At 41.2% G+C, this 13,272-nt stretch carries 8 protein-coding genes; 7 read left to right on the top strand and 1 reads right to left on the bottom strand.

Annotated elements, in window-relative coordinates:
• Positions 1 to 47 precede the first annotated feature (47 nt).
• The gene (gltB, locus tag BR30_RS0126090) at positions 48 to 4,601 is read left to right on the top strand and encodes a glutamate synthase large subunit (protein ID WP_026567592.1); all 4,554 of its coding nucleotides are present in this window, start codon (positions 48 to 50) and stop codon (positions 4,599 to 4,601) included.
• 16 nt (positions 4,602 to 4,617) lie between these two features.
• Positions 4,618 to 6,102: a glutamate synthase small subunit gene (gene gltD / locus BR30_RS0126085; protein ID WP_026567591.1), complete on the top strand. Its 1,485-nt coding sequence runs from the start codon at positions 4,618 to 4,620 to the stop codon at positions 6,100 to 6,102.
• Positions 6,103 to 6,274: 172 nt separating this feature from the next.
• Here gltD and BR30_RS0126080 read toward each other — a convergent pair whose 3' ends face one another.
• Entirely contained in the window at positions 6,275 to 6,784 is a 510-nt protein-coding gene (locus BR30_RS0126080; RefSeq protein ID WP_026567590.1) for a DUF2179 domain-containing protein, read from the bottom strand.
• A gap of 231 nt (positions 6,785 to 7,015) precedes the next feature.
• On the opposite strand from BR30_RS0126080, the gene BR30_RS0126075 reads away from it, so the two are divergent.
• From BR30_RS0126075 to kdpB, 5 genes are all read left to right on the top strand, one after another.
• A complete protein-coding gene (locus tag BR30_RS0126075; protein WP_026567589.1) occupies positions 7,016 to 7,690 on the top strand; it encodes a response regulator transcription factor in 675 nt (224 codons plus the stop codon).
• Positions 7,687 to 8,712 (top strand): sensor histidine kinase, encoded by a 1,026-nt coding sequence (locus BR30_RS34585; RefSeq protein ID WP_051633783.1) that lies wholly within the window; start codon positions 7,687 to 7,689, stop codon positions 8,710 to 8,712. The genes BR30_RS0126075 and BR30_RS34585 overlap by 4 nt, the downstream gene beginning before the upstream one ends.
• A gap of 704 nt (positions 8,713 to 9,416) precedes the next feature.
• A complete protein-coding gene (locus BR30_RS38940; protein WP_081825596.1) occupies positions 9,417 to 9,494 on the top strand; it encodes a potassium-transporting ATPase subunit F in 78 nt (25 codons plus the stop codon).
• A gap of 25 nt (positions 9,495 to 9,519) precedes the next feature.
• A complete protein-coding gene (gene kdpA, locus BR30_RS0126060; RefSeq protein WP_026567588.1) occupies positions 9,520 to 11,193 on the top strand; it encodes a potassium-transporting ATPase subunit KdpA in 1,674 nt (557 codons plus the stop codon).
• A 34-nt stretch (positions 11,194 to 11,227) separates the two neighbouring features.
• On the top strand, positions 11,228 to 13,255 hold the full coding sequence (kdpB, locus tag BR30_RS0126055; protein ID WP_026567587.1) for a potassium-transporting ATPase subunit KdpB: 2,028 nt from the start codon (positions 11,228 to 11,230) through the stop codon (positions 13,253 to 13,255).
• Positions 13,256 to 13,272 lie beyond the last annotated feature (17 nt).

Raw genomic sequence — 13,272 nt, 5'->3', positions numbered from 1 at the left:
TACTATCATACTGATTTATCGGAAAATTAAGAACGGGGGAGATAGTAATGACATTTCATCAACTACCAAAAGCACAAGGTCTCTACCGCCCAGAATATGAACATGATGCATGTGGGATTGGATTGTATGCCCACATTAAAGGGCTCGCATCTCACGAGATTGTAAAAAAAGGACTAAGCATGCTTTGTAAACTAGATCACCGCGGCGGACAAGGAAGTGATCCATTAACAGGAGATGGCGCCGGACTTATGGTCCAGATTCCAGATGAGTTTTTCCGTAATACCCTTCAGAACGTCCAATTACCTGAAAAAGGTCGATACGGAGTAGGGATGCTTTTTTTCTCAAATAATGATTTCGAAAGGAAAAAAATAGAATCCTATATCAATTATTTGGTTGAACAAGAAGGGCAGACGGTTCTTGGATGGAGGACTGTGCCTGTCAATGCTGAAACCATCGGAGAAACAGCTAAGCAAAGCCGCCCGTATATCCGCCAAGTATTTATCGGAGCAAACGAAGAGCTTTCGGATGAATTATCTTTTGAGCGTAAATTATATATCATTAGAAAACAATCTGAGCAATGGGCTATGGAATCTGAATTACGTTTTTATTTTGCCAGCCTATCAAGCAGAACGATTGTATATAAAGGGTTATTAACACCGGAACAAGTAGATAGATTTTATCTGGATTTACAGGATGAGAGTTTTGTTTCGGCTTTTGCTTTAGTGCACTCCCGCTTTAGTACAAATACGTTCCCTAGCTGGGAACGGGCTCATCCAAACCGCTACCTAATTCATAATGGAGAAATTAATACACTTCGCGGCAACGTCCATTGGATGAAGGCGCGTGAAAAGCAATTTGTGTCGGAAGCATTTGGAGAGGACTTGCAAAAGGTGCTTCCTATCTTGGATACCGATGGAAGTGATTCGTCGATATTAGATAATGCGCTTGAGTTCTTGGTACTGGCGGGTCGTAAACCTGCTCATGCTGCTATGATGCTGATTCCTGAGCCATGGTCAGAAAACCCACATATGAACAAAGATAAAAGAGCTTTTTACGAGTATCATAGCTGCTTAATGGAACCTTGGGATGGTCCAACGGCTATTTCTTTTACGGACGGTAAACAAATAGGGGCGATTTTAGACAGGAATGGCCTACGTCCAGCTCGTTATTACGTTACGGATGATGATTATATTATTTTTTCATCAGAGGTTGGCGTCATTGATGTTGAACCGGAAAAAGTATTATATAAGGATCGTTTAAGCCCAGGGAAAATGCTGTTGATTGATTTAGAAGAAGGACGGATTATTTCCGATGAAGAAGTAAAAACGGAGATGGCTGAAGCACTTCCTTATCAGCAATGGTTGGACGAACAGCTTGTTCGTTTAAATGAAGATACATCCAACGAAGAAGAGGTTCTATCGGATTTACTCATTCGCCAGAAAGCATTTGGCTATACCTACGAAGATATTTCAAAATACTTGGTTCCAGTAGTAAATGAAGGAAAAGATCCAATTGGGGCAATGGGGAATGACATGCCATTAGCGGTTTTATCGGAGCGTGCGCAATCATTGTTTAACTATTTCAAGCAATTATTTGCTCAAGTAACCAATCCGCCCATTGACTCACTTCGTGAAGAAATTGTCACATCAACGATGACGTTATTAGGCGCTGAAGGAAATATATTACAACCCTCACCCGTAAACTGCCGTCGAATTCAACTTGATACACCGGTCATTACCAATGGTGAATTAGAGCAGTTGAAATCATTGGATTCACCTGATTTTAAGAGTAAGGTCATTGATATTCTGTTCAATGAAAATCTGGAAGGCAGTCTTGCGAGGATTTGCAAAGAGGCAGATTCCGCCATCCATGATGGTGTAAGTCTACTAATCTTATCTGACCGTCAAATGAATAACAAAGAAGCAGCGATTCCGTCGTTATTGGCAGTAAGTGCTCTTCACCAACATTTGATTCGTGAGGGTAGCAGAACGAAGGTAAGCATTATTATTGAATCGGGTGAAGTACGTGAGGTCCATCATTTGGCTGCCCTAATTGGATATGGTGTAGATGCCATCAATCCGTATCTTGCATTCGCAACCTATAAGCATGCTATCTTAGATGGAAGTTTACCGTTCACCTATGAAGAAGCGGTAGGTAAGTATGTAAAAGCAATGACTGAAGGCGTCGTAAAAGTGATGTCCAAAATGGGGATTTCAACCGTCCAAAGTTATCGCGGTGCACAAATTTTTGAAGCGGTTGGCATTAGCGGAGAAGTCATTGAACGTTATTTTACAGGAACCGTTACGCAGCTTGGCGGTATTGGATTAGATACGATTGCCGAAGAAGCAAAAATGCTCCATACAATGGCATACGCAGATTCGTATGATCAAACATTAGATTCAGGAAGTAACTTCCAGTGGAGAAAAACAGGGGAACATCATGCCTTTAACCCTGGAACGATTCATACACTGCAATGGGCTTGCCGAAAGGGCGATTACGAATTATTTAAAAAGTATTCCAATCTTGCAAATGAGGAGAGAATTGGATTCTTACGGAATTTGTTCTCATTTGATGAAACTAGAAAGTCCTTATCCTTAGACGAGGTTGAATCTGTTGATTCCATTGTCCGCCGTTTCAAAACAGGGGCGATGTCGTTTGGATCAATTAGTAAGGAAGCGCATGAAACTTTGGCGATTGCGATGAATCGCTTAGGCGGTAAAAGCAACTCGGGTGAAGGCGGGGAAGATTCACGCCGCTTTACCTTGGATGAAAATGGCGATAACCGCCGCAGCGCAGTAAAGCAAATTGCTTCCGGACGGTTCGGAGTGAAAAGTCATTATCTTGTCCATGCGGATGAGCTCCAAATTAAAATGGCACAGGGAGCAAAGCCGGGGGAAGGCGGACAGCTTCCGGGCAACAAGGTTTATCCATGGGTTGCTGATGTTCGTGGTTCCACACCAGGCGTCGGGTTGATTTCACCACCGCCGCACCATGATATTTACTCGATTGAAGATTTGGCCCAGCTGATTCATGATTTGAAAAATGCCAACCGAGATGCGCGAATCAGCGTAAAGCTTGTTTCCAAAGGTGGAGTTGGTACGATTGCTGCCGGCGTGGCCAAAGGTGCCGCCGATGTCATTGTCATCAGTGGTTATGATGGTGGAACCGGAGCATCTCCAAAAACTAGTATCCAGCACACAGGATTACCATGGGAACTGGGGCTTGCCGAAGCGCACCAAACGTTAATGCTAAATGGTTTACGCGATCGTGTTGTCCTTGAGACAGATGGTAAATTAATGACTGGAAAAGATGTGGTAATGGCTGCATTATTTGGGGCAGAGGAGTTTGCTTTTGCGACTGCACCGCTCGTCGTACTTGGATGTGTGATGATGCGCGTTTGTCATTTAGATACGTGCCCAGTTGGAATCGCCACGCAAAATCCGCAGCTTCGCAAAAAGTTTACAGGAGAAGCAGATTATATTGTCAACTATATGCGTTTTATTGCTCAAGAAGTTCGAGAACTAATGGCGGAGCTTGGCTTTAGAACATTAGACGAAATGGTCGGCCGGACGGATGTATTGAAAATGAGTGACCGTGCAAAAGCACACTGGAAAGCAAAGGATTTAGACTTAACTCCATTGCTTCATCAGCCAGAGGGTGTTCGTACATTTACAACACCACAAAATCACAAAATTGACGAGTCGCTTGATATTCAAAAAATCTTGCCGGCAGTTCAAACAGCATTACAAGATCAAATTCCAGTCGATGTGAGTTTCCCGATTACAAACGTGAACCGTGTCGTAGGTACAATCGTCGGAAGTGAAGTATCAAAGCGTTATGGCGAAGCGGGTCTGCCTGAAGACACCATTACTATGAGGTTTACAGGTTCTGCAGGGCAGAGCTTTGGAGCTTTTGTTCCGAACGGAGTGACATTAGAGATTACGGGCGACGTCAACGATTTTCTAGGAAAAGGCTTATCAGGTGGAAAATTGATTGTTAAAGCAGACGAATCTTCTAAACTATTGGCTGGTGAAAATGTAATCGCTGGGAATGTTGCCTTATACGGTGCGACAAGTGGTGAAGCGTATATAAATGGCCGTGCCGGCGAACGATTTGCGGTCCGTAATAGCGGTGTGAACGTGGTTGTCGAAGGAATTGGTGATCATGGCTGTGAATATATGACAGGCGGACGCGTTGTTATTTTAGGTGATGTAGGCAAAAACTTTGCTGCGGGAATGTCCGGTGGAATTGCGTATGTATTAGCGGATGATCAAGATGCCTTTAAGAAGTTATGTAATCAAGAGATGATTGAAATTGAGTCGTTGACGAAAAACGATGAGATTGAACTGAAGCAAATGATTCAAACTCATTTCTATTATACAAATAGTGTGAAAGCAGGTTTTGTTCTAGAAAACTGGGAAAATCATGTCAGGAAATTTAACAAAGTCATTCCTAAGGACTATAAACGCATGTTGGAGCAAATTCAAAAGCAAAAGGATGCAGGTTTAACAGAAGAAGACGCGATTATGAATGCATTTTTAGCCAATTCTTCCAAACAGAAAAATACTACAACTAAACAGCCAGAAGCTGTACTACGCTAAGGAAGGGGAGAGGAAGATGGGAAAAACAACAGGATTTATGGATTACTATCGAGAAAAAGGTAAAGAACGAAGCCCCCTAACGCGTGTAAGCGACTGGAAAGAGTATTCCCTGCCTTTTTCGGACGAAACATTAAGCAGACAAGGAGCACGGTGCATGGATTGTGCCACTCCTTTCTGCCATATGGGGATGGAAATTCAAGGAGCAACATCAGGCTGTCCGATTCATAATCTCATTCCTGAATGGAATGACTTGGTTTATCGCGGCCGATGGAAAGAAGCTCTTGAACGTTTGCTTAAAACGAATAATTTCCCGGAATTCACCGGGCGGGTATGTCCAGCGCCGTGTGAAGGTTCATGTACTTTGGCAATAACAGATCCAGCAGTAACAATTAAAAACATTGAACAAGCGATTATCGATAAAGGGTTTGAAAATGGTTGGATTACTCCTCGGATTCCAGCAAGCAGAACGGGGAAAAAAGTGGCGATTATCGGTTCTGGTCCTGCTGGATTAGCCAGTGCTGATCAACTAAACCAAGCTGGTCACTCGGTAACGGTGTTTGAACGTTCAGACCGTGCTGGTGGATTACTCATGTATGGCATTCCAAACATGAAGCTTGATAAAGAAGTCGTGGAGCGTCGAATCAGCTTATTAACCCAAGAAGGTATCAAGTTTGTTACGAATACAGAGGTTGGAAAAGATATTACTGCTGAAGAACTGCAAGCACAATTCGATTCCGTGATTATTTGTACTGGTGCTCAAAAACAGCGAGACCTAGTAATTGAAGGGCGAGAGGCGAAAGGGATTCATTACGCCATGGAATACCTGACCAAGGCGACGAAGAGTTATTTGGATACGAATTTTGAGGATGGTCAGTTTATCAATGCGGAAGGCAAGGATGTTATCGTGATTGGCGGTGGTGATACGGGAGCGGATTGTGTGGCAACCGCTTTGCGTCAAAACTGCCGAAGTGTGGTTCAGTTTGGCAAACATCCACAATTACCTGAAGCGCGTACTTCAGGAAATATGTGGCCAGCCTATCCCAATGTTTTTACCATGGACTATGCGTATAAAGAGGCAGAAGCCAAGTTTGGTGAAGACCCCCGTCAGTATTCGATCCAAACGAAGAAAATGGTGGCGGATGAAAACGGCAACTTAAAGGAACTTCACACCATTCAAATGGAAAAATTAAGAGATGATAATGGCCGATTCTATTTTAAAGAAATTCCAGGTACTGAAAAAGTATGGCCGGCACAATTTGTTTTTATTGCAATTGGGTTTGAGGGCACAGAGCAGCCGCTTTTGAATCAATTGGGTGTTAGTGCAAACAACCAAAAGATTGAAGCAGCTTATGGTGAGTATCGTACAAACGTAGAAGGTGTATTTGCTGCAGGTGATGCCAGAAGAGGGCAAAGCCTAATCGTTTGGGCAATTAACGAGGGACGTCAGGTTGCACATGAAGTGGACCGCTATTTGATGGGAAATACCTTGCTGCCTAAATAAAATGAGCAGGAGAGAATACCAGGTTTTGAAATTTTACAGTTCCGTTTTCGGGTTCTATCTTTATAAATGACTTAAGAAATGACGTGTGAATGGACACACGTCATTTTCTATTTGCAAAAATTGCGTATAAATTAAAATAAGAAACACAACTTTTCGTTGTGTTTCAATTTATCTATCGAAGTCGATCTAATAAGAAACCGCCTTTAAATCGTCTTGGCTCATATGAAATAATAAACGCATTTGGTTCAAATTTTTCGACAGTAGCTATTAGTTCATTTTCTCTATTTCTCTTTGTTAATATTTCCATTCGATAACGTTCACTGTCTCGGCCTTCTCCCGTATATAAAGTAACGCCAAAGCCATTTTTTCGTAATGTGTCTATCAAACTACTATTTTTTTCTTGTGTATTAACCGTTACGTTTATATAACCAATCGCTATTTTTTGTTCCAATTTCGTCCCAAGTATAATTCCTAACCCGAATCCAACGGCATAAACAACCATTGATATAATACTTTGATCTCCACCAAATACGAGTGAAAGGCCAAAAACATAAATCAACATTTCTGCAATACCTAGAATCGATGCTAACACTGTTATATTTTTAACCAAAAAGATTGTTCGCAGCGTGTAAATAGGTACATAAATCAATTGTAACAGTAAAATCAAAAGAATCTCTTTCACTTTGGCACCTCTATCGTCAATTTTAAATTACTTTTTATTTTATCTTTTTTTATTTAAATATAATAGTGTTATTCTTACTATCTCTTCTTATAATCCGTTAATTTACCAATCTATTGTAATTTATTTTACCTTCATACAACAAGTAGATTTAAAAAAATCTAAGCAAGAAATGCTTAAAAAGATTGTGCTAAAATAAATGAAGTGACCATTTTTACAATAATGAGGGATTATATGTATAAAATAATGATGATTGAGGATGATGAGAAAATTAGACAGATCGTCGCTGATACGTTGAAAAAATGGCAGTATGATGTGGTAGAAGTGACTAAATTTGACCAAATTCTTATGGAATTTAAACAGTCAGAACCGCATCTTGTGCTATTGGATATCAATCTTCCGATTGTTGATGGTTTTTATTGGTGCCAGCAAATACGCTCCTTTTCCAAGGTGCCGATTATATTCCTTTCATCCAGAAATCAGAATATGGATATCATTATGGCGATAAATATGGGTGGGGATGATTTTATCCAGAAGCCATTTGATTTGGATATTCTTGTCGCAAAAATCAGCGCGCTCATCCGCCGGAAATATACGTATCAGGAAGAGGAGAACATTCGATTCATCCATCGGGGCTTGAAATTAAATGTCACCAATTCAACAATTGACTATAAAGGGCAAAGCAGTGAGTTAAGCCGGAACGAATTTATTCTTTTACAATTGATGATGAGGAATATCGGGAAAATTGTGTCGCGCGAGGACTTAATGCAGGCCCTATGGAATGAGGATCAGTTCGTTGACGATAACACACTGACCGTGAATGTGAACCGGATGCGCCGAAAAATTGCTGCGCTCGGCATGGAGGAATTTATCCTCACCCGGAAAGGAATGGGGTATTTGATCGAATGACCTTCCTGCGTTATCTAACTTATGAAAAGCCTTATATTTATTTATATCTGGCTAGTTTTCTGATTTCAGCCGCGGTATTTTTTACCGATAGTAATGGCAGCTTGGCATGGGAGACATTCTTCTATGCCTTCGCCCTATCTTCGACTGCGTTACTTGGATTTTTATTATTTCGCTACCAGCAAACTGTACGTGTGATCCGACAGATGAAAAGCGAGGATGATGAAAGTTTGTCGCTGGAAGGAGAATTCGCTAGAGTTCACATCGATGAGCTTAATAGGGCGCATATCCGTGAAATGAATCGGATTCAAGAAAGGCAAAAAGATCATTATGATTTTATCGTTTCGTGGTTCCATGAAATCAAAACACCAATTGCCGTTCTTCGCTTACTGCAGCAAACCGATATGGACGCAAATAGTTTAAGGGAAGAGATTGCAAAGATTGAAAATTACGTTGATCAAGCTCTCTATTATGCCAAACTTGATAGCTTTAACCAGGATTACGATATTCAAAATTGTGACGTTATCCAGATTTTAAAAGAGATCGTTAAGGCTCATTCGAAAACCTTTTTTTCAAAAAAAATCCGTATTGACATACAGGCAGATTCACTGAAGGTTCAAAGCGATCCGAAATGGCTGCATTTTATCGTCAATCAGTTAGTGACGAATAGCTTAAAATATACCGAACATGGCGGAAAAATTACCATTTCAGCATTCGAAACTCCAAAAGAAAAACAACTTCTTATTCGAGATAATGGTATTGGCATTAGTCAAAAAGATTTGCCACGAATTTACAATCGAGGTTTTACTGGAGAGACAGGACGGACATATACGAAGTCAACAGGAATGGGGTTATATTTAGCCCAACAGTTAAGTAACAAACTAGGACATTACATTAGTTGTACATCGGAAGTGGGGGAGTACACCCAATTTATTATTCACTTCCCGATAGATAGCGATCCGTATTTAAGACTATTAGAAAACTCGCCGATTGGCGAGCCCCTAAGGGCGAAGACAGAGGAGTAGTTCGTCGAAAGCAGAGCTTTCGACTGCGATGATTATGCTCACTAAGTATTCCTAAGTGCACTTATGCCTGATAGGAAAGTTATACCTTCCTATCGGACAAAAAACAAACGATTAGTAAAATATTAAATAGCCTTAACTAATAAGAGGATATTATGTTCAATATATGAGCATATATCCTCTTTTCTTATGCGTATTTGATTTGTTACTTAGAGGTACCAATTTTATAAACTGAACACATACCGTTTTTTGTGGTGGCTATATAGGTGTTAAACCAGTAGAGAATAACCTACTGGTTTTTTTCTTTCATAATAGGTTGCTTGTTTGTGTGTACTTATTAATTTTATTATCAAGTCTTAACAGAATCTTTACACCATCCTCCAGTATCTGAACACTATCTTTATTCCAAATTCAATAAAATCAATTCAAGAAGATAAATTGATTAATTTTCCGACCGATTAGTGAAATCTGATGAAGAGTAGATAACACCGGCAGAAGGCTTGAGGAGGTGATGAGAATATCCGTTATGTATTAAAATCTGGGCTATTCTCAGGAGTAAAATATTAAATTCATTCTCGTCAAAAGGGGAAGGAGAGCAAATATATGGATTTTATTTCGATTGGACTTATTATTCTTAGCTTTGCAGTGTTTTTTGGATTTATCAAGTTCTGTGAAATCGTCATAGAGAATCAAGGGAGCGGAAAATCATGATTCTATTAATGGTCATTGTTGGTGGATTAACGGTTTATTTAATCGATGCACTTATAAATCCTGAAAGATATTAAATTTTTTTACGCGGAGGAAAACAAAATGGATTTCATTCAAATAGCCTTAGTTCTGGCTTTGGTTGTGACCTTGGCCATTCTAATGGGGCGTTATATAGCAACGGCTTTCTCCTTAGAAACAACTAAATTGGACCGGGTTTTCGGGGGAGCTGAAAGAGCAATCTATAAGATCTCTGGTATTCAACAGACAGATATGAAATGGAAGCAATATGCGAAAGCACTCTTAGTAAGTAACCTTGTTATGTTTGGTATTGGATATATCATTGTGCGCTTTCAGCACATATTGCCAGGTAATCCAAGTGAAATCGCTGCAATGGGGCCGCTTTTATCTTTTAATACCATTTCCAGTTTTTTAACGAATACGAACCTGCAGCACTATAGCGGAGAATCAGGACTATCTTATTTATCCCAAATGATGGTGATCATGTACCTTATGTTTACAACTCCTGCCACTGGTTTAGCGCTATGTATTGCTTTTTTCAGAGGCATAACCGGTCAGAGAAGCATTGGTAACTTTTATGTTGATTTAGTTCGTGCCCATACTCGTATTCTTATTCCATTATCTTTCGTAGTCGCCTTGTTCCTTGTTGGCCAGGGAGTTCCGCAAACATTGGAACCGACAGTAACTGCCAAAACGATAGAGGGTTCAGAACAGCTGATCGCTCGGGGTCCTGTCGCTGCATTAGAATCTATTAAGCACTTAGGAACGAATGGAGGAGGTTTCTTCGGAGTAAACTCTGCCCATCCATTTGAAAATCCTACACCGTTATCAAACGTAATGGAAATACTGTCTATGTTTTTGATTCCAGCTGCTTTGCCGTTTGCCTATGGTCGAATGAGCGGAAACCGGAAGCAGGGAATCATCATATTCTCTGCGATGGGGATTATGTTCATTGGGTTCTTGACGCTCGCCTACTTTAGCGAAGCCAATGGAAATCCGGCTTTGGAGAACATCGGATTATCACAGGAACATGGCAGTATGGAAGGAAAAGAAGTCAGGTTTGGTATTGCACAATCTGCACTGTTTACTGCCGTAACCACCGCTGCTACGACAGGGACGGTAAACAACATGCATGATACGCTTACACCACTAGGGGGACTTGTTCCACTGGGAGAGATGATGCTTAACTGTGTGTTTGGCGGTGACGGTGTTGGAACGATTAATATTTTAATGTATGCCATTTTAGCTGTATTCTTGGCGGGATTAATGGTTGGACGTACACCAGAATTTTTAGGACGGAAAATCGAGGCAAAGGAAATGAAACTGATAGCGATCACCATCCTGATCCATCCGTTCATCATTTTAGTTCCTTCTGCTATTGCTTTAGCTACTGAAATGGGAACCGTTGCTATTTCTAATTCTGGATTCCATGGCATTTCACAGATAGTTTATGAATTCACTTCTTCAGCAGCCAATAATGGTTCCGGATTCGAGGGATTAGGGGACAATACTCCGTTCTGGAACATTTCAACAGGTCTGGTCATGTTGTTTGGCAGATATTTCTCGATGATTGCCATGATTGCCGTAGCAGGCTCCTTGATGGCGAAAAAACCTGTACCGGAAACGCTTGGAACCTTTAAAACCGATAACAGCACATTCCTTGTTATCTTGCTCGCAACCGTATTGATCGTCGGGGCCCTAACCTTCTTCCCAGTGATTGCACTCGGACCGGTGGCCGAATGGCTGACGATACGATAATGAAAGAATACAGAATGTAAAGGAGTATTCCTATATGAACACAACGCGTAAAACTGCGGTCAGTAATGATATTGTCAGAAATGCTATAAATGATTCGTTTATCAAACTGAATCCAATGGTCATGGTAAAAAATCCTGTCATGTTTGTAGTAGAAGTTGGTTTTGTTATTACACTCCTATTGTCGATTTTTCCATCCCTTTTCGGTGAAAAATCAGACCCTTTGTTTAATGGGATAGTTTGCGGAATTTTATTTATTACGATATTATTCGCTAATTTTGCTGAAGCATTAGCGGAAGGCAGGGGGAAAGCACAGGCAGACAGTTTGAAGAAAACGAAGCAGGATGCAAAAGCGAAACGATTCCAGAGAGACGGTTCTTATCATATCGTTGATTCCGCGGAATTGCGAAAAGGCGACATCGTCCTGGTTGAAGCCGGCGAAATGATACCTGGGGACGGAGAAGTGATTGAAGGTGTCGCATCAGTAGATGAATCAGCCATAACAGGTGAATCTGCTCCAGTTATTAAAGAATCTGGCGGTGACTTCAGTTCCGTTACTGGCGGTACAAGAGTAACCAGTGACAGGATTAAAGTGAAGATTACTGCCGATCCTGGTGAATCCTTCCTGGATAGGATGATTTGCCTGGTCGAAGGGGCTAAACGTCAAAAAACACCAAATGAAATCGCGTTAAACACGCTTTTAGTCAGTCTGACTTTAATATTTTTGATTGTTTGTACAACGATTGTTCCTTTATCTTCTTATGTCAATGCAAGTATTTCCATTGCAACCTTAATTGCTTTGCTTGTTTGTTTGATTCCGACCACGATTGGGGGACTTCTTTCGGCAATAGGAATTGCCGGTATGGACCGAGTAACCCAATTTAATGTCATCGCTATGTCAGGTAAAGCAGTAGAGGCAGCAGGAGATATTAATACGATCATTCTTGATAAAACGGGTACGATTACCCACGGTAACCGGATGGCAGCAGAATTTGTTACAGTGCAACATAGTACTCAGGATGAATTAAACCGTGCGGCGATGGCTAGCTCCATTCATGATGAAACGCCTGAAGGCCGGTCGATTATCGAATTGGGCAGAAAACTAAATGCTGACGTCCCTGAGATTCGCGGCTCAGAAGGGGTAGAATTTAAAGCGGAAACCAGAATGAGTGGAACGAATTTTCTAGGCGGCCATGAAGTTCGTAAAGGTGCCGTTGACGCGATCAAAGAATATGTGAAAAAGCAAGGCGGACATATTCCTGCCGACCTCGACGAAAAAACAAAGACCATTGCAATCGAAGGCGGTACACCTTTAGCGGTAGCAGAAGGCAAACGGATCCTAGGATTAATTTATTTAAAAGATACTGTGAAACCTGGTATGAGGGAACGATTTGATGAGTTGAGAAAAATGGGGATTAAGACCGTCATGTGTACGGGAGACAATCCATTGACGGCCGCAACGATTGCAAAAGAAGCAGGTGTGGATGATTTTATTGCAGAGGCAAAGCCGGAAGATAAGATTGCTGTTATCAAAAAAGAACAATCCGAGGGGAAACTGGTGGCGATGACAGGTGACGGTACGAATGATGCACCTGCTCTTGCACAAGCCGATGTCGGTCTTGCGATGAACAGCGGAACCATGGCGGCAAAGGAAGCAGCAAATATGGTTGACCTGGACTCAGATCCAACCAAAATAATCGAAGTCGTTTCGATCGGTAAGCAGCTGTTGATGACTCGGGGAGCACTGACGACTTTTAGTATCGCAAATGATGTGGCCAAATATTTTGCCATCATTCCTGCCATGTTCATGCTGGCAATACCGGAAATGGGTGCGCTGAATATCATGAACTTGAAAACTCCGGAAAGTGCGATTCTTTCAGCTCTGATTTTTAACGCTATCATCATTCCATTGCTCATTCCATTGGCTATGAGGGGCGTTAAATATATTCCGATGAGTGCAACCAAATTGTTGAATCGTAACCTGTTTATTTATGGCTTGGGCGGAGTAGTCGTGCCGTTTATAGGCATAAAATTGATAGATATTGCTTTAAGCCTGTTTATTTAATCATACTAAACTAAAGT

This window comes from Bacillus sp. UNC41MFS5, assembly GCF_000686805.1.
The sequence above is the reverse complement of the archived record's forward strand: the minus strand, read 5'-3'. Positions and strand labels throughout refer to the sequence as shown.